At 33.7% G+C, this 21,240-nt stretch carries 21 protein-coding genes; 14 read left to right on the top strand and 7 right to left on the bottom strand.

Features of this window, described 5'->3' with window-relative positions; genetic code table 11:
* The first annotated feature begins 2 nt into the window (after positions 1-2).
* On the top strand, positions 3-2,606 hold the full coding sequence (gene clpB / locus Q1W72_RS15145; RefSeq protein ID WP_302136174.1) for an ATP-dependent chaperone ClpB: 2,604 nt from the start codon (positions 3-5) through the stop codon (positions 2,604-2,606).
* Positions 2,607-2,737: 131 nt separating this feature from the next.
* On the opposite strand, the gene Q1W72_RS15140 is transcribed toward clpB, so the two are convergent.
* On the bottom strand, positions 2,738-3,205 hold the full coding sequence (locus tag Q1W72_RS15140) for an OsmC family protein (RefSeq protein ID WP_302136173.1): 468 nt from the start codon (positions 3,203-3,205) through the stop codon (positions 2,738-2,740).
* A 202-nt stretch (positions 3,206-3,407) separates the two neighbouring features.
* Between Q1W72_RS15140 and Q1W72_RS15135 the strand changes: the two genes are divergently transcribed.
* The 3 genes from Q1W72_RS15135 (at position 3,408) to Q1W72_RS15125 (ending at position 6,659) form a co-directional block, all read left to right on the top strand.
* Positions 3,408-4,277, top strand: coding sequence for a DUF808 domain-containing protein (locus Q1W72_RS15135; RefSeq protein ID WP_302136172.1), 870 nt, complete (start codon positions 3,408-3,410; stop codon positions 4,275-4,277).
* Positions 4,278-4,708: 431 nt separating this feature from the next.
* Positions 4,709-5,629 carry a DUF6438 domain-containing protein gene (locus Q1W72_RS15130; protein WP_302136171.1) on the top strand — a complete coding sequence of 307 codons (921 nt, stop codon included), beginning with the start codon at positions 4,709-4,711 and terminating at the stop codon, positions 5,627-5,629.
* Positions 5,630-5,798: 169 nt separating this feature from the next.
* Entirely contained in the window at positions 5,799-6,659 is an 861-nt protein-coding gene (locus tag Q1W72_RS15125; RefSeq protein WP_099715128.1) for a hypothetical protein, read from the top strand.
* A gap of 95 nt (positions 6,660-6,754) precedes the next feature.
* On the opposite strand, the gene Q1W72_RS15120 is transcribed toward Q1W72_RS15125, so the two are convergent.
* A complete protein-coding gene (locus tag Q1W72_RS15120; protein ID WP_099714043.1) occupies positions 6,755-7,756 on the bottom strand; it encodes a transposase in 1,002 nt (333 codons plus the stop codon).
* 296 nt (positions 7,757-8,052) lie between these two features.
* Between Q1W72_RS15120 and Q1W72_RS15115 the strand changes: the two genes are divergently transcribed.
* Both Q1W72_RS15115 and Q1W72_RS15110 read left to right on the top strand, forming a co-directional pair.
* Positions 8,053-8,577 carry a hypothetical protein gene (locus tag Q1W72_RS15115; RefSeq protein WP_302136168.1) on the top strand — a complete coding sequence of 175 codons (525 nt, stop codon included), beginning with the start codon at positions 8,053-8,055 and terminating at the stop codon, positions 8,575-8,577.
* 153 nt (positions 8,578-8,730) lie between these two features.
* Complete coding sequence (locus Q1W72_RS15110; protein WP_282712610.1) at positions 8,731-9,135, top strand: putative quinol monooxygenase; 405 nt, start codon at positions 8,731-8,733, stop codon at positions 9,133-9,135.
* A 60-nt stretch (positions 9,136-9,195) separates the two neighbouring features.
* Here the strand turns inward: Q1W72_RS15110 and Q1W72_RS15105 are convergent, their stop codons facing one another.
* A complete protein-coding gene (locus tag Q1W72_RS15105) occupies positions 9,196-9,477 on the bottom strand; it encodes a hypothetical protein (protein WP_302136165.1) in 282 nt (93 codons plus the stop codon).
* Positions 9,478-9,794: 317 nt separating this feature from the next.
* On the opposite strand from Q1W72_RS15105, the gene Q1W72_RS15100 reads away from it, so the two are divergent.
* Positions 9,795-10,682 carry a carbon-nitrogen hydrolase gene (locus Q1W72_RS15100; protein WP_091170395.1) on the top strand — a complete coding sequence of 296 codons (888 nt, stop codon included), beginning with the start codon at positions 9,795-9,797 and terminating at the stop codon, positions 10,680-10,682.
* 76 nt (positions 10,683-10,758) lie between these two features.
* On the opposite strand, the gene Q1W72_RS15095 is transcribed toward Q1W72_RS15100, so the two are convergent.
* Complete coding sequence (locus tag Q1W72_RS15095; protein ID WP_302136160.1) at positions 10,759-12,285, bottom strand: choice-of-anchor I family protein; 1,527 nt, start codon at positions 12,283-12,285, stop codon at positions 10,759-10,761.
* Positions 12,286-12,471: 186 nt separating this feature from the next.
* Between Q1W72_RS15095 and Q1W72_RS15090 the strand changes: the two genes are divergently transcribed.
* Entirely contained in the window at positions 12,472-13,512 is a 1,041-nt protein-coding gene (locus tag Q1W72_RS15090) for an agmatine/peptidylarginine deiminase (protein WP_302136158.1), read from the top strand.
* An 87-nt stretch (positions 13,513-13,599) separates the two neighbouring features.
* Here Q1W72_RS15090 and Q1W72_RS15085 read toward each other — a convergent pair whose 3' ends face one another.
* Positions 13,600-15,867 carry a M1 family metallopeptidase gene (locus tag Q1W72_RS15085; protein WP_302136156.1) on the bottom strand — a complete coding sequence of 756 codons (2,268 nt, stop codon included), beginning with the start codon at positions 15,865-15,867 and terminating at the stop codon, positions 13,600-13,602.
* Between the two features lie 172 nt (positions 15,868-16,039).
* On the opposite strand from Q1W72_RS15085, the gene Q1W72_RS15080 reads away from it, so the two are divergent.
* The 3 genes from Q1W72_RS15080 to Q1W72_RS15070 all read left to right on the top strand — a co-directional run bounded on the left by Q1W72_RS15080 (position 16,040) and on the right by Q1W72_RS15070 (position 18,154).
* The gene (locus Q1W72_RS15080; RefSeq protein ID WP_302136154.1) at positions 16,040-16,891 is read left to right on the top strand and encodes an aldose 1-epimerase family protein; all 852 of its coding nucleotides are present in this window, start codon (positions 16,040-16,042) and stop codon (positions 16,889-16,891) included.
* Between the two features lie 15 nt (positions 16,892-16,906).
* Positions 16,907-17,455, top strand: a complete 549-nt coding sequence (locus Q1W72_RS15075) for a GNAT family N-acetyltransferase (protein ID WP_302136152.1) — start codon at positions 16,907-16,909, stop codon at positions 17,453-17,455.
* Positions 17,456-17,602: 147 nt separating this feature from the next.
* The gene (locus Q1W72_RS15070) at positions 17,603-18,154 is read left to right on the top strand and encodes a DUF3575 domain-containing protein (RefSeq protein WP_302136151.1); all 552 of its coding nucleotides are present in this window, start codon (positions 17,603-17,605) and stop codon (positions 18,152-18,154) included.
* A gap of 2 nt (positions 18,155-18,156) precedes the next feature.
* On the opposite strand, the gene Q1W72_RS15065 is transcribed toward Q1W72_RS15070, so the two are convergent.
* Positions 18,157-18,387 (bottom strand): VF530 family protein, encoded by a 231-nt coding sequence (locus Q1W72_RS15065; RefSeq protein WP_302136149.1) that lies wholly within the window; start codon positions 18,385-18,387, stop codon positions 18,157-18,159.
* Between the two features lie 48 nt (positions 18,388-18,435).
* Between Q1W72_RS15065 and Q1W72_RS15060 the strand changes: the two genes are divergently transcribed.
* From Q1W72_RS15060 to Q1W72_RS15050, 3 genes are all read left to right on the top strand, one after another.
* Positions 18,436-18,921 carry a phosphoglycerate mutase family protein gene (locus tag Q1W72_RS15060; RefSeq protein WP_302136148.1) on the top strand — a complete coding sequence of 162 codons (486 nt, stop codon included), beginning with the start codon at positions 18,436-18,438 and terminating at the stop codon, positions 18,919-18,921.
* A gap of 38 nt (positions 18,922-18,959) precedes the next feature.
* Positions 18,960-19,412: an SsrA-binding protein SmpB gene (gene smpB, locus Q1W72_RS15055; RefSeq protein ID WP_099715116.1), complete on the top strand. Its 453-nt coding sequence runs from the start codon at positions 18,960-18,962 to the stop codon at positions 19,410-19,412.
* 81 nt (positions 19,413-19,493) lie between these two features.
* Positions 19,494-20,543: a Fic family protein gene (locus Q1W72_RS15050; protein ID WP_302136146.1), complete on the top strand. Its 1,050-nt coding sequence runs from the start codon at positions 19,494-19,496 to the stop codon at positions 20,541-20,543.
* 39 nt (positions 20,544-20,582) lie between these two features.
* Here the strand turns inward: Q1W72_RS15050 and Q1W72_RS15045 are convergent, their stop codons facing one another.
* Positions 20,583-21,224 (bottom strand): protein-L-isoaspartate(D-aspartate) O-methyltransferase, encoded by a 642-nt coding sequence (locus tag Q1W72_RS15045; RefSeq protein ID WP_099715114.1) that lies wholly within the window; start codon positions 21,222-21,224, stop codon positions 20,583-20,585.
* Between the last annotated feature and the right edge of the window lie 16 nt (positions 21,225-21,240).

Here is a 21,240-nt window from a genome sequence, read left to right as displayed (position 1 = left end):
TCATGAACATAAATAAATTTACAATCAAATCCCAGGAAGCCATCCAGCTTTCCCAACAATTGGCGCAAAGCCATGGGCAACAACAAATAGAAAACGAACATATTTTTAAGGCGATTTTTGAAGTAGATGAAAATGTGGCTCCTTTTCTGCTTAAAAAACTCAACGTAAATGTGAGTTTATTGGAACAAATAATAGACAGCACGATACAAAGCTTCCCGAAAGTTTCCGGTGGTGAAATTATGCTTTCCAGAACTGCAAATTCAACGCTGAACGAAGCCGAGATTATTGCAAAAAAAATGAATGATGAATTCGTTTCTGTGGAGCATTTAATTTTAGCCATATTTGGTTCTAAAAGTAAAGTCGCCCAAATCCTAAAAGACCAAGGCGTTACCGAAAAAGGACTAAAAGCAGCAATTGATGAATTGAGAAAAGGAGAACGAGTAACTTCGGCATCTGCTGAGGAAACCTATAATTCTTTAAATAAATACGCCAAAAACCTCAACGAATTAGCCCGTACCGGTAAACTCGATCCTGTTATTGGCCGTGATGAGGAAATTCGTCGCGTGTTACAAATTCTAACCCGTAGAACCAAAAACAACCCCATGTTGGTTGGTGAACCCGGAGTGGGAAAAACCGCCATTGCGGAAGGATTAGCGCACCGAATTGTTGACGGAGACGTTCCTGAAAACCTGAAAGATAAAATCGTGTATTCCCTTGATATGGGTGCATTAATCGCCGGTGCCAAATACAAAGGGGAATTTGAAGAACGACTAAAATCCGTGGTAAAAGAAGTGACTTCTGCCGAAGGTGATATTGTTTTATTCATTGACGAAATCCATACACTCGTTGGAGCTGGCGGTGGCGAAGGTGCCATGGATGCAGCAAATATTCTGAAACCAGCGTTGGCTCGTGGAGAACTTCGCGCTATCGGGGCAACCACATTAGACGAATACCAAAAATATTTTGAGAAAGACAAAGCACTCGAAAGACGTTTCCAAAAAATAATGGTCGAAGAACCGGATACCGAAAGTGCCATTTCTATTTTGCGTGGAATCAAGGAAAAATATGAAACACATCATAAAGTCCAAATCAAAGACGACGCTATTATTGCGGCTGTCGAATTATCACAACGGTATATTACGAACCGTTTTCTTCCGGATAAAGCGATTGATTTAATGGACGAGGCAGCTTCAAAACTGCGTATGGAAATCAATTCAAAACCCGAAGAACTGGATGTTTTGGATCGAAAAATCATGCAGTTGGAAATTGAAATTGAAGCCATTAAACGAGAAAAAGACGAAAGTAAACTCAAAATTTTGGGAATGGATTTGGCGAATCTCAAAGAAGATCGCAACGAAATTTACGCCAAATGGAAATCAGAGAAAGATGTAGTCGATAATATTCAAACCGTAAAAACAGAAATTGAAGACTTCAAATACGAAGCAGAACGTGCCGAACGCGATGGTGATTATGGAAAAGTAGCGGAAATTCGTTATGGTAAAATCAAGGAAGCGCAAGAACGTTTAGCCATTTTACTCAAAGAATTACAAGAAAACCAGTCGGGAACTTCATTGATAAAAGAAGAAGTTACACGCGAAGATATTGCAGAAGTCGTGGCCAAATGGACTGGAATTCCGGTAATGAAAATGCTTCAAGGCGAACGAGAAAAACTGCTGAAACTGGAAGATGAATTGCATCACAGAGTTGTAGGACAGGAAGAAGCGATTCAAGCCGTGAGTGATGCCGTGCGCAGAAGCCGTGCCGGATTGCAGGATATGAAAAAACCGGTGGGAACTTTTCTTTTCCTTGGAACAACGGGAGTTGGAAAAACGGAATTGGCAAAAGCCTTAGCAGAGTATCTATTTGACGATGAAAATGCAATGACAAGAATTGATATGAGCGAATACCAAGAACGCCATAGCGTAAGCCGTTTGGTGGGTGCGCCTCCGGGATATGTGGGTTATGATGAAGGCGGACAATTGACCGAAGCCGTTCGTAGAAAACCGTATTCTGTAATCTTATTGGATGAGATTGAAAAAGCGCATCCGGATACGTTTAATATCTTGCTACAAGTTTTGGACGAAGGACGTTTGACAGATAACAAAGGACGTTTGGCAGATTTTAAAAACACGATTATCATCATGACTTCAAATATGGGAAGCCAGATTATTCAAGATAAATTTGAAAACCTGAAAGGAAGCGTGGAAGCTGCAACCGAATTGGCTAAAGTAGAAGTTCTTGGGCTGTTAAAACAAACGGTGCGTCCGGAATTCATCAATCGTATTGACGAAATCGTAATGTTCACGCCATTAACCAATGAAAATATTGCTCAAATCGTAGGGTTACAACTGAAAAGTGTTACTAAAATGCTGGCACAACAAGGCATCACTATGGACGCTACTCCGGAAGCTATTGCCTATTTATCTGAGAAAGGATACGATCCGCAATTTGGAGCGAGACCAGTTAAAAGAGTGATTCAACGAGACGTTCTCAATGAATTATCCAAAGAAATTCTATCCGGAAAAATAACAACAGACAGCATTGTTTTGATCGATGCTTTTGATGGAAAACTGGTTTTTAGAAATCAAACCGAGTTAGTTTCCTAAGAATCTTGAACATTTAAACTTATGAAAACACTAGTCGAAAGGCTGGTGTTTTTTTTATACCATTCTGTTTTTAGAAGTAAACCAGCTCTGATTTAATTGCTGTTTTAGGATCAATTTAATGCGAAACCACTTTAATCTATAGCTTCAATTTCACAAGTTGGAAAGTGCAGAATTGGAAAATTACACGAATTGGCTATAAAACAAAGTTTATTCGCTTTTTTGTGCAAGCTAAGTGCCTCCTCTATTTTTTCTTTGTTAGTAATGCGAACTTTCGGATTCAGTTTAATCGCAATAAAACGACCGCTACCGTCAGCCGAAACCTCCAGAGTTGCCTCTGCTTCGTCTGTATAAGACACCACATCGATATCATTTTGTTTACAAACATACAAGTAAGACATCATATGGCAGGAAACCACACTACTCAATAATAGGTCTTCGGGATTGTACAAAGCCGGATCTCCTTTGAAAGCTTTAGCAGCCGAAACATGTAAAACAGCCTTACCATCAATCGTTATGGTATGACTTTTAGTATACGTCGCCGCTTCCTTTTCGGAAAAAAGCCAATCTAATTTAGCTTTAAATACATGTTTAAATCCCATAATTATTTTTATTTCAAAAGTAATTAAAAACAGTATCGTTACTACAGAAAGGTTTTGGGTGAATATTAACTAAAAATTCACCCGTTTTATAAATAGAGTAAATAAAAAAAGTTTTAGATTCGCATCAATAAACAATCAAAACGCGCAGATTAGATTTTGGCAAAGCAATACCAAAATAAACGCAGTTTCTAAAACAATCAAAATGGCATCAGGTTTTTTCGCACTATTAGATGATATCGCAGCAATTATGGATGATGTTGCAGTAATGAGTAAATTTGCAGCCAAAAAAACGGCTGGTATTTTAGGCGATGATTTAGCCGTAAATGCCGAAAAAGCCTCCGGATTTATCTCCTCAAGAGAACTTCCCGTATTATGGGCAATTGCAAAAGGTTCTTTCATTAATAAGGTAATCATTTTACCCATCGCCTTTCTGCTGAGTGCTTTTTTACCGGTGGCTGTTATCATAATCTTAGTGCTTGGCGGACTTTATTTAGCCTACGAAGGTGCCGAAAAAATATACGAATACTTCTTTCCGCACGAACATGCAAAGCACGAAATTTTGTTGGAACCGATGACCGAAGAACAAATTTTAGCCTTTGAAAAAGAAAAAATAAAATCAGCCATCGTAACCGATTTTATTTTATCCGTAGAAATCGTAATTATTGCGCTGGGCACCGTTATTGGAAAACCTATTTTGTCACAGATTCTGGTTGTTTCCATCATTGCAATAATAGCAACCGTAGGTGTTTACGGGATTGTAGCCCTAATTGTAAGAATGGATGAAGCAGGTTTGAAATTGATGCAACTGAGTTCCAAAGAAAAAAGCTTTACAAAAACAATTGGTAACATTCTGGTACAAGCACTCCCAAAGGTCATCAAAAGTTTATCCGTAATAGGAACTATCGCTTTATTATTAGTGGCTGGTGGCATATTTGTACACAACATCGGTTTTTTACATGGCGTATTACCGCAATTACCTTCCATCGTAACCGAATTTTTAATAGGACTTATAATCGGGGGAATTGTTTTGGGAATTGTAACCCTGTTCAAAAAGATCATTGGCAAAAAGTAAGCAGCAATTGAATACATTTTAGCTCCATACATAATTCAAAAACTAGGAGAACATCAGTCAAAAGGTTGGTGTTTTTTTATGCTTTTTTAGGAGCAGAACATTTCTAATTTTTCAACACGAGTTGTCCCGCTGTCCGCAGTATCTTTTTATAAACGCAACCCTATCGGGTTACATTTATAAAAAGGATACTTGCTCCCATCGGGGCTATTTGACAACGAGTTTTTTCCAGAATAAAATTTTGAAAAAAGTGTTTTATTAAAGTTAGATTGTGTTATAAATCATATTGGAATAAAAAAATTCATCGATAATTTGTAAGAAAATTTTAATATATTTGAGAAAATATAAGGCGAACCAAAACTTCGATAATCTACCCATTTTTAGGTGTATAAACGAAGGTCTATTTCGTCTATATGTAATTTGTAGGCAAAATTATGACAAAATTCACAATCATATTAACATTTTTATTTTCAAATATAGTTTTTGGAAATAAAATTGACAATCTTAAAACAACAAACGATGTTATTGAGTTTGTAAAAACTGTTTATCCCGAATATGGAATAATAAGACATAAAGACTTTAAATATGGAATATTTGATATTGAATCTATAGACTCGATTTATAATCAATTAAAATGTAAAGGAATATTCAAAATAGATGAAATCAAAAATTGGCAAAAAATTGATATTGACAATGACGGATTAACAGATTTGATTTTCATTTCACACTTTTATGGATACACGCAAAATGTAATAATTGATAAAGGAAAAAACGTATTCAAATTAATTAGAAACATTATTAATTTTGATGAATGCGAATACATTAAACCAATAAAAGTTCAAGATAAAAATGAATTACGAATTCGAAAAGTAAATTTGCCCTTTGACTTTGATGACAATATTGAAAAATATATCAAGATAGACACCTTAACATACAAGTATGATTCTTTTATTGAACTTAACGACAAAGCAATCATTGATAATAAAATTAAATTTATAGAATTTAAAACAAATTTATGCTTTGGAATTTGTCCTGCTTATAAACTTACTATTAACAAAAATGGTCAAGCAGAATTTCTTGGTATTGAACTGACTAATTTTAAAGGAAAATCTATAAAACAATTAATTCAAAAAAGTGTTGACGAAATTTTTAATATGTTAAATTACATAGAAGTCAAGAAATTGAATGATTACTATGAAGTAAATTATACTGATGCTCCGACAGTGACTCTTGACATTTTTTTTGAAAATGGTACAGTCAAGAAAATAAAAGATTACGGATTAAGCGGTACTTATGGATTAAGTGCTGTGTATTCAAAATTAACCAAATTAGGAACAGAAACTGAATGGGAATAAAATACTGCTGGTAACAGACACTAAAATGGATTTGGACAATTGGCTTAATGAAAAGTTGGATTTGTATTTGGGATGATTTGTCAAATTCGAATAATGAGATTGATTTAACCCCAAACCCGCTATAGTACCAGAACGTTACATGTAATTATATCACAACTAAATATTAAATATGACACCAGAATATAGAATTGAAGCCGAAAATCATATTAAAGAATATTTCAAGTCATTTGAAGATATAAAAGAAATTTTAAACATTAAGTGTGAAGAAACTTTTACTGACTTAGGAGTTATCGTAAATGTCTGGAACGTTAAAACTAAAAACGAAGCTTTTTGGGTGGTTGAAGGAGAAGAAACACCTATGAATTTGTATACTCATAACGCAAATTACTTTTCGGCTGATGAAGCATACTCATTTCATATGGGATTAATGCAAAGATTAGAAAAGAGACAGAAAAATGAATTTAAGCATATTATTGAGGAAATTCCATTAAATATAGGTCATTTGAAATCAATTAACAGAAAGCTAAACATGGCTTCTGAAAAGTTATCAATAGATTTAGAGCCAGAAGAATTTCAATCTATAGGGTTATTATGTAGAGAAAGTCTAATCGACTTGGCTAAAGAACTTTGTAAAAGAAATCCTGAACTTGTAAAGGAAAAAGGTTTGAAAAAGTCAGACTTCAAAGGTGTTGCTAACGCTTTCATAGATTATTACATTCCTGGAAGTGAAAATTCAGACTTGAGAAATTATTCAAGAAAAATAGTTGATAGTACATGGAGTTATAATTCAATGATTCTTCATTCACAAAACAAAAAGTATCCTGATGCTAAAATTGCATTATTATTTACTTGTACAACCGTAAGTTTAATTGAGAATCTTTTCTTTAAACACCTTGGATTTGATCAAGAATTAGCTTGTTCAGAATGTGGAAGTTTACAATTCGAATTGATAGAATACGAGAAAGACAAAATAAAACAGGTTTGCAAAAAATGTGACAATGAAGATTTAATAACTTTTGCAGAAGAATAACTGCCCATAACAGCTCCTACAACGGATTTGGGATGATTTGCTTCGCCTGTTCGATATCGCATTCTATGATGAAAAACAAGTAAAAATTGTTAAAACTACGATGCAAATTTATACGTGTTTATATATGAAGTTTCTCTGTTAATGACAGCAAAAACCCTGCTTATAAGTTTGCATCTAATATTGTTTAAAACAAGCATAGAATTTTTTCCTTCAGCCTTTTTCTTATTGTAATATTCTTTTAATTGAGGATCATACTTCAATGTGGTCATAGCGCACATTTGCAGCAAGGATTTTATTTTTTTATCAGCCATATGATTTACTTTAGTCCTGCCTTTTATACTAGAGCCGGAGCTGCATTCAAATGGGGCAACTCCAGAATAACAGGCAAATTGTCTCCAATTTTTAAAAGCCGTAAATCCTTTTGTGGCAATGATTAAATATATGCTGGTTTGTTCCCCTATTCCAGGAATGGTTCTGATGAGTTGAGTCTGTTTGTTCAACTGAGCATTTGCTTTGATGATTTCTTTCATCTTGGTTTCTATTTTGCGGATAGCATTTCTAATGGTTTTGGTTAAACTTTGATTGATTGATGATACTTCCTTGAAAACTTCTTTACTTGCAAAACCCTTATTTTCCTTAGTTGTTTCTAAAAGCAATAATGATTTAAGCATTTTTTCTCTTTCGGTATACAGAATTTTTAGTTTTTGAATGTCTATAGCTGTCAAAGTAAAAAGTTTGAGTTTGTCAATATTTCTATAGCTGTAATAGGCAATATCTTTAGCGTCTGATTTATCGGTTTTTCCTCTTGAAATCCCCTTTGATCTTTTTATTTCAACGGCTGGGACAATCCATAAATCTAACTTTAAATCCATTGAAGCAGACGAAAGATGATTGGTATAAACCCCTGTGTTTTCACAACAAAAAAGAGTTTGATTTATGTCAATCTTCTTGCTTAGATTTTTGACAAACAGACTAATGCTTTTTATGTTGTTTTCAACAACAAAATGTTCCGATTTCAAAGAAGAAACATCAAGAATAGTGATATCTAATTTTAGTTTTGAAATATCAATACCCACATAAAATAAATAGTTTTTCATAACTTTGGATTTAGGATAAACAAAAATGTTGAACTTCTTTAGAGCCTTTATTAGACCTTGATGTCTATCATTCTATTTGAAGCAATTCAACGGGTTCAAGGAGAAGGCAGAGGACTAATGCGATAGTTAAGTCTTAAGCTTAGCTCGGGTGAAAGTTCACCTCTGCTTTCCTTTGAATAAATTTAATGTTTTTTACTCTAACACAAAGTAAAGGCTCGGGTGGCAAATACAAAAATAGGGCTTTAGTAGCAGAACGTTATCCGTAAGCTTTCCACAAGAATAACTAATTGTTGTATATGAACTCAGAATTAAAGAGAATCGTTGAATTAGAAGAAAAAAAAGAGTTTGATTTAGCTTTCAAATCTTACGAAAATTTATACGCTACAAATAGCGATAATTTTGATGTTTGGAAGCACTTTTACTTTTTTCTTTGGATTATAATCGAAGATATGCCGAATGAGTTTATTGAAAAAATAAATAGAGAAAACCGTTTGCAGAAAATGTTTGTTGAAGGAAAAGTAAATTTTGACGGTAATGCCGAATTTAATTTTATTGTTGGATATACAATGTCAATCTTTCCATATGAATTTGGAAATAATGAAGTTTATGAAAAACTAAGTAAAGAATTAATAACTAATGCCATTAACATCGATTCAGAAAATCCAATATATAAAATGGCTTATTTTGGTGATTTACAAGATAAGCCTTCAGAATATGAAGAATTGAAATTAAAATCTTTAGCAATAATTTTGAAAAAATATAATGGAATCGGATTATTAAATAAATATTTTAGAGAAGTATTAAACAGAGTGAAAAAATAAGTCCGGAACCGTCATAAAGAAACCCAAATAAGAAATATCCGCAGATTATTTAAAACCTAAAAACCGCTCCTGAACAAACAAAAACAAGCAACTTATTGATAAATATCAAAAAGGACTCTTGACTATCATAATTTAAACTTCAACACAATAGATATGAAAACATTTAAACCAACCCATACATTATTGACTGTAATAGTCACTTTGTTTATACTTTCCTTTAGTACAAATACTGTGGCTCAGGAAAAAATTCAAATGGTAAGATTGGCAAAAATTAAAGTTGATCCATTGCAATTGGACAAATATAATAATGCACTAAAAGAACAAATGACTACTGCAGTTCGTCTTGAGCCAGGTGTATTAACGTATTACGCCGTTGCAGACAAAACCGAACCATCACACATCACCATACTTGAAATATATGCGGATACAACGGCATACAAATCACACATAGAAACAACTCATTTTAAAAAATACAAAGAGACTGTTAAAGATATGGTCAAATCTCTGGAACTTGTAGATGTCACTTTAATTGGCTCGGCAAATAAAATGGATAAATAATCCGTAAAAAAACAACTCTTAGCGATAAAAAAACGCTCCAGATAAGTAAAGAATACGATACTAAAACAACTTGTATATTCGGTGAATTGGAATCATCACACCTAGCTTTAGCATCACATTTTTGTCTGTAACACCCCAAACCGTAGTATCTACTATTTTTTTGGATTCGCTATCTTCAAAGAAAATTTTAATTTTTGAATGCTCTAAATTACCCAATGATAAAGCCCTATTGATATCGCTTATTCTCGTTTTTATTTCGTCCACATCGTCAAGAACATCTGTTGTCGGAAATTTAAGAAGAGCGATGTCTTCTTTATCGATGATTTTGAATTCTTCTGTCATAATTGTAAAATTTAATGAATTATAAATTACACTATTGTAGCAGAGCAAAAACTTAACCTGTTTTGTTAACTATAATACAATATACAAAAATAAAACCTCCTGATTTTGTTAATGCCAATTTTATATTAATTTTTCTCCAGCACAAAGTATTGCTCGTATCGGCAATTATTATCTATCCTCTTAGATAACTTCTACCTACTTCATTGAAGTTCTTAAAACATAATAGGTCCAAAGACTATTTAAATCCTAAAAAACACATTACCCCTATTTTCTACTCTTTATAAAATTCACTATTTTTGCAATCTAAAATTTTAGTCATGCCAAACAAGAAATACAAAATAGCGGTCATTCAATTGAATCTTAATGATATTGCCGAAAACAACTTGAAAAAATGTATTAGTTGGGTTCGTGATGCCGCCAACCTTGGTGCCGAAGTGATTTCGTTGCCGGAATTATACAGCAGTCATTATTTTTGTCAAAGTGAAGATGTAGATAATTTTGCTTTGGCAGAACCATTATACAGCACTTCGTTTATTGCTTTTAGCGCTTTGGCAAAAGAGTTAGGCGTAGTGATTATTGTTCCTTTCTTCGAAAAAAGAATGGCAGGAATCTACCACAATAGTGCGTATATAATTGACACAGACGGTTCAGAAGCGGGATTGTATCGCAAAATGCACATTCCGGACGACCCTCATTTTTATGAAAAATTCTATTTCACGCCTGGTGATTTAGGTTTTAAAACTATTCCAACCAAAAAAGGAAAAATAGGAACACTAATTTGTTGGGATCAATGGTATCCTGAAGCAGCTCGTTTGACGGCTTTACAAGGTGCTGAAGTGTTGTTTTACCCAACAGCAATTGGATGGCATCCACAAGAAAAAGAGCAATACGGTGAAAACCAACATGGCGCTTGGATGAGTGTAATGAAAGGACACGCAGTTGCAAATGGTGTTTATGTTGCAGCAGCAAATAGAATTGGTTTAGAGCAATACTTACCTGATACGGCGGGAATTCAGTTTTGGGGATCTTCGTTTATTGCGGGACCACAAGGCGAAATTTTGGCGCAAGCCTCACACGATAAAGAAGAAATCCTGATTGCCGAAGTAGATTTAGACTTACAGGAAAATGTGCGTCAGAACTGGCCATTTTTCAGAGACAGAAGAATAGACGCTTTTGGTGATATTACAAAGAGAGCAATCGACTAAATTGTCTTTATATAATTAAAAAATCCCTGCTGAGAAATAAATTCTTAGCAAGGATTTTTATTTAAAAAACAAACCTCTAATTCAAATCTGGTTGGAATATTTTAACCACACCATCCCCTTCACTGCTTACCACGACTAAACTTCTTTTGGTAGGACTTTTGGAAGCTGGAATAAAAAGCAATCCTTCTGGAGCATCACCTGTTTTGAAAGTCTGTAAAAATTTTGGAGCAGCTGGATTGGTAACATCATATACCATAACGGCATCCACTCTTTCCAATCCAACAAAAAGAATCGTTTTATCACCCATTTTAGTAACCACAACTGATTCTGGTGCTACTGATTTATCATCACTTCTGGTGTCATCATACACACCAAATTCTTGTGCTTTCTTGTCTAATTCATTTTTACTGTCGAATACCAATTCTCCTGTGTTTCCATTCCAAATGGAGAAAGAGCGGGCTCCAAAAGAAACTAATTCATCAAAATCACCATCACCATCTGTATCACCCATTTTGGTATTGATATTCAATCTTCCCATGCTTGCCTCAACTTTTAAAGCAGCCGCGTTTGGAAATGCAATTGGATCCAAAATAACAGACGAACTGCTGATTCTTTTTACATCTACAAAAGCTGAATATTCTCTGGCGTCTCCTTCATTTGCAGTAACAAAATAAGGAATTTTATTGATTTCAAAACTACTGATAGCATCCGGTTGAAACATTCCTTTCGCTTTCCAAGTACCCATCAAAACACCACCATCTTTATCGCTGATATCTATAGCATTTTCGGCAAGATTGTAATCTTTGTAGCCTAATGGAAATACATTCGTGATTGTTTTAGTTGCCAAATCAATTTTAGCTACTCCGTTATTCTCCTGTAAAGTAACCCAAGCCGTTTTAGAATCAGCAGAAATCGTGATGTATTCCGGTTCAATATCAGAAGTGAAATTATTTGTTGGACTTGCAATTCTGAATCCTTTTGTTTTCAGTGTACTCAATTGACTGCTAAAACTTCCAAAATTTAAAGTCGTCACCGCATAATTATTGTTGACCGCAATAATAGAAACAGAACCGTCCGGGTCTATCGAATACGTATCATTTGGCTCTCCTTCATTAGCAGTCATGATATAATTCCCATCAGGAGAAAATGTAATCATGTCTGGCAAAGCACCAACCGTAATTTCTTTGATTACACTGTAATTAGCGGTATCAAAAACAACCACTTTTCCTGCATCTTGTTTATTTGGTTTTGCTTCTAATGCCACTGCTAACTTTCCATTATAGGTAGCAACACTGTTTGAAGCTCCATTAAATGGGGTTAAATCAATACTTGTTAGAAAAACTGGACTGGATGGATTAGACAAATCAATAACATCAATTCTGTTCGTATTACTGTTGTTTACGGTAAATAACTTTTTAGAAACTTCATCATACGCGCTTATTTCAGCAGCTCCGGCACCACCAATCGTAATGGAACCAATTTCTTTGAAAGTTGCTGCATTTTCATTTACAACTAACTCTGGAGAATCCTCCTTATTAGAGTCATTTTCGCAACTTGACAATATCATAATTGCCGCGAGTAGTGTAATACCATATTTTTTCATAACTGTAATTTTTAAATTTTTTCAAAAATAACTAGCTGAAACCCGACTAGAATTAACTAAATATTATATAATCATTACTAAAACTATTCTTATAAATTTATGAGTTGCCCAAAATGAATGGTTGCTAACTATTTTAAAATCCTACTGAATGTTTATATTTGCAGTCTTTAAAATTAGAAACGCTGTATGACTACAAATAATAGAAGATTTCCTGCCGAATGGGAAAAGCAACAAGGGATTTTACTGTGTTTTCCTCACAACGGTAAGGATTGGCCAGGGAAATACGAAGCAGTTCAATGGGCTTTTGTGGAGTTCATTAAAAAAGTGGCTACTTTCGAACAAGTCTTTTTAGTAGTTGCCGATGATAACCAAAAAGATAAAGTCAATACGATGCTGGAAACAGCTCATGTTGTGCTAACAAATGTTTCCTACATCATTCATAAAACCAATAGAAGTTGGATGCGTGATTCGGGTCCGATAATCGTTAAAAACGGAACCGAAAGAGAAGCGTTAAACTTTAATTTTAATGGTTGGGCAAAATATAAAAACATTCAGTTGGACAAGTTTGTTCCTGCGAAAGTGGGCAAATTTCTAAATATTCCTGTGACTCAGGTCATGTACAAAGGAAAACCGGTAATTGTAGAAGGTGGTGCTATTGATACCAATGGACGCGGTACTTTACTGACTTCCGAAGAATGTTTGATGCATCCTGATATTCAGGTTCGAAATCCAAATTTCACCAAAGCAGACTACGAAGCTGTTTTCAAGGAATACCTTGGAATTACGAATGTGATTTGGTTAGGCGATGGAATAGAAGGTGACGATACACACGGACACATTGATGATTTATGCCGATTTGTAAACGAAGATACTATTGTGACTATTGTAGAAACAGATCCAACGGATAATAACTACAAACCATTGCAAGACAATTTAAAACGCTTGCAAAACGCCAAACTGGAAAATGGTAAATCTCCAGTAATTGTAGTTCTACCAATGCCAAAACGTCTAGAATTTGACGGCTTGCGATTGCCAGCGAGTTATGCCAATTTCCTGATTTTGAACAATTGTGTTTTGGTTCCTACTTTTAACGACAGTAACGACAGAGTAGCTTTAAACATACTTTCAGAATGTTTTCCTGATAGAGAAATCATTGGGATTAGCGCTACTGATTTTATTTGGGGTTTTGGAACATTACATTGCCTAAGCCAGCAAATTCCAGAGTAAATTTAGAATAGAAAATAGAGTAAATAAAAAAAAGACTTGTAGCTTTAGTTGGCTACAAGTCTTTTTTATTTTATTAAAACCAAAATACTATTTGTCTTTGGTAAATGGTATTTTTTGTCCTTCAGGTATCAACATATCAAATCCGTTTAGGCTGTCATTAAATTCAAATTTAAGTCCTGCTTGTTTCGATTCAAAACTGTTTTTTCCAGTTGGTTCCACCGTAAAACTTGGATAATTAGTTATCAAAACATTTAGCACCCCATTTTTCTCTGAAAAAGTAATTTTTAGAGGTGCCATTTTAGTCGAATACGTTCCTAAATAACCATCCAGAATAACATCTTTTTCAATCAAACCTTTGCTTGCTGTCCAAGAGTTGTTTGCTGTATTTGTATCCGGTAAAACATGATCCGGATCCAGCGTGATGCTTTCAATTTCTTCTGTCGAATTGTGTTTGAATGACCACGCTTTGTTTCTTTGCCAAACTTCAACCGGCAATTTAACACGTGTTGTTTTTCCGCTTTTCGTTTTTACGTCTAAACTTACTGGCATAGCCATTTTTTCGAAGTTTTCAATCGAAATCACAACTCCTTGTTTAGGATCGTTTTTCACATATTTTATCGAATTAATTCCTTGGTCTAATCGCCAATTGTATTGGAACCAACCTCTCCAAAACCAACTCAAATCTTCCCCTGCAACATTTTCGATTGTTCTAAAGAAATCGTCCGGTTGCGGATGTTTGTATGCCCAACGTTCTACATAAGTTTTCAAAGCTAAATCGAAACGCTCCGGTCCAAGAACTTGTTCACGCAAAATCACTAATCCTGAACTTGGTTTTGAATACGCCAAAAGACCAATATTAGCTTCTTTCATGTTGTCCGGAGAACTCATTATGGTTTCAAGATTCGGACTTGTATACACTTCAGCTCTTTGATGCATATCAACCGGTTTATCTTTGTACTCGCCATTATTAAAATCTACTGAACTCAATGAATTAATAAAAGTATTAAAACCTTCATCCATCCAAGCAAACATTCTTTCGTTTGAACCAACAATCATAGGAAACCAAATGTGTCCGAATTCATGATCTGTAACGCCCCATAAATCTTCTCCTTTGGATTCCCAGCTACAAAAAACAATTCCTGGATATTCCATTCCGCCTTCGTTTCCGGCAACATTTGTAGCCGCTGGATACGGATATTCCAACCATCTTTTAGAATAATTTTCTATGGAAGCTTTTGTATATTCTGTTGAACGTCCCCAAGCGGCATCACCTGCACTTTCTACAGGATAAACTGAGATAGCCAATGATTTCTTTCCGCTTGGTAAATTGATTTTTGCTGCGTCTAAAATAAATGCCGCTGATGATGACCAAGAAAAATCTCGGGCATTTTTGATTTTATAATTCCAAGTTTTAGTAGCTGTAGCAACTGTTTTTGATGAATTTTCAACTTCGGCAGCAGTACGGATAAAAACCGTTTTATCACTTTGTTTAGCTTGTGCCAATCTGTTTTGTTCTACAGTAGAATAAACCGCTGTAGGATTTAGTAATTCACCAGAAGCTACCACAATATGATTGGATGGCGCTGTAATACTCACATCAAAATCACCGTATTCCAAGTAAAATTCCGAAGCTCCTAAATACGGATTAGTATTCCAGCCTCGTACATCATCATACACACACATACGCGGATACCACTGCGCTATGGTGAAAACTTTTCCGTTTTTAGTTTCCAATACTCCCATTCTGTCCGAACCTTCAAAAGGAGCTATAAAAGAAAAATCCATTTTAATTTTAACGGAACCGCCTTTAGCATTTAATTCCTGCGGAAGAAAAACCTGCATTCTAGTATCAGTAATTACATATTTTGCTTCTTTTTCAGTAGCAACACCTTTTACATTAGTGATAACTTTCACCGATTTTATTTTATGACCACCATCAAAAATTTGGCCTTGAGCCCCATTTCGACTGCCAGTCAAAGGCACAACTGCATTTCCGCGGGAATCTGCTTTGAATAAATTCTGGTCTAAGTTCATCCAAACAAAAGCCAATTTATCAGGACTGTTGTTCGTATACGTGATGATTCCTGTTCCGGAAATTTCATTGTTTTTCTCATCCAATTTAGCTGTTAATTGATAATCAGCTCTGTTTTGCCAATATTCAGCTCCTGGCTGACCACTTGCTGAACGCGTACTTGTTCCATTTTTAGAGTAAAAATGTGGAGCAAAAGCATCATGATAATCATACTTTGAGATTGGGTTACTTGATACATTTACAGGGGTTTGTTGCGCCCAAGTAGACGTAACTCCTAATAATAAAGCCAAATGTAGCATGACTCTGAAGCGACTGTTTTTCATTTTTCTTATAGTTTATATCACAAATTAATGAAAAAAAAGAGGATTTTAAACTATTTTAAAAGGATAGATTCCATTTTAAATAAATAAAATCCAGCTTAAACGTCATCAGAATTAAAAATTATAAAATATATTTACCATACAAAATCAATTTTTAAATTAACGAAGAACAATTTTGACAACTATAATAAAAAACTCCGTTCTAACCGCTGAAATCAAACATTTCGGTGCCGAATTAATTTCCTTAAAAACAAATCTGAATAAAGAATACATTTGGGAAGGAAATCCTGATTTTTGGGGCAAGCACTCTCCTATTTTGTTTCCAATTGTTGGAACATTAAAAAAAAATTCCTTTCATCATAATGGAATGGAATATCATTTGTCTCGACATGGATTTGCCAGAGACATGGAGTTTGAATTAATTGATGCAACAGAAAATAGTGCTACTTTCTCCATACAATCTTCTGACGAGACCTTAAAAGTATATCCTTTTGAATTTGAATTACATCTGATTTATACATTAGAGGAAAACAATTTATCGATTGTATATAAAGTAATTAACAAAGGAAAATCTACGATGCCGTTTGCTATTGGAGCACATCCTGCTTTTGCTTTGCCAAATCAATTCGAAAATTATGCTGTTGCTTTCGAAAAAGAAGAATCTTTAGAATATTACCTTTTGGAGAATGATCTTATTTCAAATAAAACGAAGCAATTAGAAGTACATAATAAACAGATTCCGCTAACGTATGACTTATTCGAAAACGACGCTTTAATTTTCAAAACATTACAATCTGATTCATTGACGATTTTAGAAAATGAAAATCCAATTTTGAGAGTGCATTTTAAAGATTTTCCAAGTTTAGGAATTTGGACCAAAATGAACGCGCCCTTTCTTTGTATCGAGCCTTGGTTTGGTTATTCGGATACCAATGAGAATTCCGGAAATCTATTGGAGAAAGAAGGTATTCAAATTTTAAAAGCCGATGAAACTTTCCATTCAAAATTCAGTATCGAAATCCTTTAATTAAAAAAATAAAATATGTTAACTATAAATTTCAGTCCATTCCCAAATTTAGAAACTGAACGTTTGCTTTTAAGAAGAGTGGATTCTAATGATGTAAAGGAGATTTTCGCATTGCGATCTGATCCCGAAACGATGAAATATATTCCAAGACCTTTAGTGAAAACTGATGAAGATGCCTTGGAACATATTGCAATGATAGATACAAAAATAGAAGCTAATGAAGGTATAAATTGGGCGATTACGTTGAAAGACAATCCAAAATTAATTGGAATAATTGGTCATTACAGAATAAAACCAGAACATTATCGAGCCGAAATTGGATATATGTTACTTCCAGAATACAATGGAAAAGGAATTATTTCAGAAGCGGTGAGCGAAGCTGTAAATTATGGTTTTAAAATAATGAAATTGCATTCTATTGAAGCAATTATAGCTCCTGAAAATCATGGATCTGCAAAAGTTTTAGAAAAAAATGGCTTTGTTAAAGAAGCACATTTAAAAGAAAATGAATTTTTTGAAGGACAATTTTTGGATACCGTTATTTATTCTATTTTAAACAAATAGTCTTTAATGACGTCTTATTTTATAATGTTAAAATACGTTTAAACTGACAATATTTACTTTAAACATAAAAGGCAATCAAACATTAATAGCTATATTTGCCGCTGTTTTTAGTCAATTTTTGACCAAAAAAAGTAGAATCCACTCTTTATGAAAAAATTATTTATTGCCACATTTCTGTTCTTTTCCTTTTTATCACAAAGTCAAACTTACATAAAAGCAAATGCTTTTACTACTTTATTGACAGTTCCAAATGTTGGTATTGAAACCAGTATAGGAGAAAAATCAACTTTACAATTTGATGTTTTAGCATCTTTTTGGAAATCAGTAAATGGCAATCCTAGAGAATTTTATACCTTCACACCAGAATACAGATATCATTTTAAAGAGAAATACAATGGTTTTTATGCAGGTGCGCATATTGGTGCTAGTATTTTTAATTTTCAAAAATGGAATTATATAAACACTGACAACTATGAAAAAGGTTTTGGATATTTCATAGGTTCAACTATTGGATATCAAGTAAAAATCAATGATAAATTTATGATTGATTGTTATCTAGGTGGCGGTTGGCATCAAGGTTTTTACAAAGGCTACTTAATAAGCACAGGTGAACGTTATGATGGGGCTAAAGATTACAACAAAAGTGGTGAATGGTTGCCTTATAGAGGTGGAATTATGGTTTCTTATAAGCTCAACTAGATTTATTTGGGGAATTTAACTACTGATTTTATATACAAATCTTCCACTTGTTTTCTTGCCCAATCCGTTTTTCTCAAAAAAGTCAAACTGGATTTTATACTTGGATTATCTGTAAAACATTTAATTTTTATTAATTCTCCAAGAGTATCGAACCCATAATAATCAACTAATTGTTCTACGATTTTTTGAAGCGTAATTCCGTGAAGCGGGTCTTTCGATTTTGAGTTTTCCATTTTGCAAATATATAAAATCGGTAAATACTAATTTTTAAATTTATTTATATGAAAAAGTATCTATTAATAATCGCTCTATTTGTTTTACAGATTAGTTTTGGACAACAAAGCACAACTACTTATTACTTCATACGCCACGCTGAAAAAGTTGATAATTCTCAAAATCCTGATTTATCAGAAATTGGTCTTCAAAGAGCTAATCTTTGGAGTAAAATATTCTCAGAAGTTGGTTTTGATGAAATCTACTCAACGGATTATAAAAGAACAACACAAACCGCAAGTCCTACTGCTACAGCTAAGAATATCCAAATTAAACTGTACAATCCTAAAACTACAGCCATAGATTCATTCAAAAAAGAAACGCTCGGCAAAAAAGTTTTGATTGTAGGTCATAGTAACACCACACCTAATTTTGTTAATCAAATTATTAATCAAAAGATATATGCAGATATAGAAGATACACGTTTTGGTAATCTTTATATAGTAACAGTAAATGGTGATACAATTACTCACCAACTTCTGAAATTGCCATAAGTTATTGCTAAACCTTTAATTTTTGCTACATTTGCACTATGCTAAAAACAATAAACATATTAAACAAAAGAGCTCGATTTGACTATGAAATAATCGAAACTTTCACTGCTGGAATTGTTTTAGCCGGAACCGAAATCAAATCCATTCGATTAGGAAAAGCAAATATTACAGAGAGTTTTTGTGAATTTAGCAATAATGAACTTTTTGCGATAAATACTTACATTGAAGAGTATACTTTTGGTAATCAGTTTAACCACAAAGCCAGAAGCGAACGTAAATTACTTTTAAATAAAAGAGAGCTAAAAAGCTTAGCAAGAAGCGTTCAAGCGAAAGGATTAACAATAATTCCTTTGAAATTGTTTACCAATGAAAAAGGAATGGCTAAACTACAAATCGGTCTTTGTAAAGGGAAAAAAACCTATGACAAGCGTGAATCTCTTAAAGAACAAGATACCAAACGCGATCTGGATAGAATCAAAAAATCATTTTAAATTAAAAAAATATTAAAATAAAATATTTTTTCTTTTAAAAATGACTAAATTTGTCAAGACAATAAAAAACATTTTTAAGAAATGAAAACACTACTCAAAAACGCAAGAGAACAAAAAGGACTCAAAACCAGAGAAGTGGCTCAACTTTTAGGAATTGACCAAGCCTTAATAAGTAAATTTGAAAGCGGGACCAGAAAACCTACCAGAGAACAAGTTGTAAAACTAGCATCATTGCTGGAGATAGATTTAGAAACAATAATGGTCGTTTGGCTTAAAGAAAAAATTCTTTATGAAATTGGCGAAGACGAATTTGCATTAAAAGCATTATTGGTTGCAGAAGAAGAAATTAGATATCTAAGTAAACCTTCCAAGAAAAAACTATCCACTACACTTCAGAAAATTTTAGATGAAATAGATACTCTGAAGATAAAACTAGATGGATTTCGTCAATTTGACAGCTATCGTATTGCACAAGCTTTAGAGCTAGAATATACTTTTGAAAGTAACCGTATCGAAGGAAATACCATGACTTTGCGTGAAACAGATTTGGTTATCAATGAAGGTTTAACTATTTCTGGGAAAAGTATGCGGGAACACCTTGAAGTAATAAATCATCAAGAAGCGATTGCCTACATCAAAGATTTAATGCAAAGAAATAGTTCCATAAATGAACGTGAAATATTATCCATTCATAATCTTATTTTGAGAGGGATTCATCCTGAAGATGCAGGTCGGTATAGAAAAGTGCAGGTGATGATTCAAGGAAGCAGCCATATGCCACCGCAACCGTTTCTGGTTGCCAAAGAAATGGAAGATTTTTTTATTTGGTATGAAAGCAATAAATCTATCCTTCATCCTATTGTATTGGCTGCTGAAATACACGAACGATTAGTCACGATCCATCCATTTATTGATGGAAATGGCAGAACTTCGCGTTTGGTTATGAACTTGGTTTTATTACAGCATGGCTACATTATTGCTAATATAAAAGGTGATTATGATAGTAGAATGCAATATTACCAAGCATTGGAAACAGCTCAAACTAAAAATAATAAAGAAGATTTTTTATTGTTCATTGCGCAAATGGAAAAAGAAAGCTTAGAACGCTATTTGAATATTATTGGTCAATAAAAAACCCGTCTCGTTATTTAAGCGAGACAGGTTTCTATTTTAATTTTTATCTTCTAATAAAGGAACGAATCGAAATTCACCAAACTCATGTTTTTCAAATTGTGTTTCATTTTTTCTGATTAGCAAAGTCATAATTTGCACCTCTTCCCCTAATGGAATAACGAGCCTTCCTCCTATTTTTAACTGTGCCATCAAAGGCTGGGGAATAAACGGAGCACCGGCAGTAACAATAATACTATCAAAAGGTGCATAACCTGGTAATCCTTTATAACCATCTCCAAAAGAGAGATGTTTAGGACGGATACTCAATTTTGGAAATAATACAGAAGTTTGCTTGAACAATTCTTTCTGTCTTTCAACACTAAAAACCTTGGCTCCTAACATGCATAAAACTGCTGTTTGATATCCTGAACCTGTTCCTATTTCTAAAATTTTATGTTCTTTTTTAACTTCTAATAATTGGGATTGAAAAGCTACAGTGTAGGGTTGTGATATCGTTTGACCAGCTCCAATGGGAAATGCTTTATCTTGATAAGCATAATCTTCAAAACTGGAATTTAAAAATAAATGTCTTGGAATCTTTTTTATCGCATCCAAAACACTTTTATCAGTAATCCCTTTTTGCTCTAAAACGCTTACTAATTGATTCCGAAGTCCTTGATGCTTGGCTGTGTCTTTCAAAATTTACTATTTTATT

Source organism: Flavobacterium sp. ZE23DGlu08, from assembly GCF_030505335.1.
GTDB classification, from domain to species: Bacteria; Bacteroidota; Bacteroidia; order Flavobacteriales; family Flavobacteriaceae; genus Flavobacterium; species Flavobacterium algoritolerans.
The sequence above is the reverse complement of the archived record's forward strand: the minus strand, read 5'-3'. Positions and strand labels throughout refer to the sequence as shown.

Coding starts and splice junctions, on each gene's coding strand:
- clpB (WP_302136174.1), top strand. CDS start 3: ATGAACATAAATAAATTTACAATCAAATCCCAGGAAGCCATCCAGCTT.
- Q1W72_RS15140 (WP_302136173.1), bottom strand. CDS start 3,205: ATGGGATTTAAACATGTATTTAAAGCTAAATTAGATTGGCTTTTTTCC.
- Q1W72_RS15135 (WP_302136172.1), top strand. CDS start 3,408: ATGGCATCAGGTTTTTTCGCACTATTAGATGATATCGCAGCAATTATG.
- Q1W72_RS15130 (WP_302136171.1), top strand. CDS start 4,709: ATGACAAAATTCACAATCATATTAACATTTTTATTTTCAAATATAGTT.
- Q1W72_RS15125 (WP_099715128.1), top strand. CDS start 5,799: ATGACACCAGAATATAGAATTGAAGCCGAAAATCATATTAAAGAATAT.
- Q1W72_RS15120 (WP_099714043.1), bottom strand. CDS start 7,756: ATGAAAAACTATTTATTTTATGTGGGTATTGATATTTCAAAACTAAAA.
- Q1W72_RS15115 (WP_302136168.1), top strand. CDS start 8,053: ATGAACTCAGAATTAAAGAGAATCGTTGAATTAGAAGAAAAAAAAGAG.
- Q1W72_RS15110 (WP_282712610.1), top strand. CDS start 8,731: ATGAAAACATTTAAACCAACCCATACATTATTGACTGTAATAGTCACT.
- Q1W72_RS15105 (WP_302136165.1), bottom strand. CDS start 9,477: ATGACAGAAGAATTCAAAATCATCGATAAAGAAGACATCGCTCTTCTT.
- Q1W72_RS15100 (WP_091170395.1), top strand. CDS start 9,795: ATGCCAAACAAGAAATACAAAATAGCGGTCATTCAATTGAATCTTAAT.
- Q1W72_RS15095 (WP_302136160.1), bottom strand. CDS start 12,285: ATGAAAAAATATGGTATTACACTACTCGCGGCAATTATGATATTGTCA.
- Q1W72_RS15090 (WP_302136158.1), top strand. CDS start 12,472: ATGACTACAAATAATAGAAGATTTCCTGCCGAATGGGAAAAGCAACAA.
- Q1W72_RS15085 (WP_302136156.1), bottom strand. CDS start 15,867: ATGAAAAACAGTCGCTTCAGAGTCATGCTACATTTGGCTTTATTATTA.
- Q1W72_RS15075 (WP_302136152.1), top strand. CDS start 16,907: ATGTTAACTATAAATTTCAGTCCATTCCCAAATTTAGAAACTGAACGT.
- Q1W72_RS15070 (WP_302136151.1), top strand. CDS start 17,603: ATGAAAAAATTATTTATTGCCACATTTCTGTTCTTTTCCTTTTTATCA.
- Q1W72_RS15065 (WP_302136149.1), bottom strand. CDS start 18,387: ATGGAAAACTCAAAATCGAAAGACCCGCTTCACGGAATTACGCTTCAA.
- Q1W72_RS15060 (WP_302136148.1), top strand. CDS start 18,436: ATGAAAAAGTATCTATTAATAATCGCTCTATTTGTTTTACAGATTAGT.
- smpB (WP_099715116.1), top strand. CDS start 18,960: ATGCTAAAAACAATAAACATATTAAACAAAAGAGCTCGATTTGACTAT.
- Q1W72_RS15050 (WP_302136146.1), top strand. CDS start 19,494: ATGAAAACACTACTCAAAAACGCAAGAGAACAAAAAGGACTCAAAACC.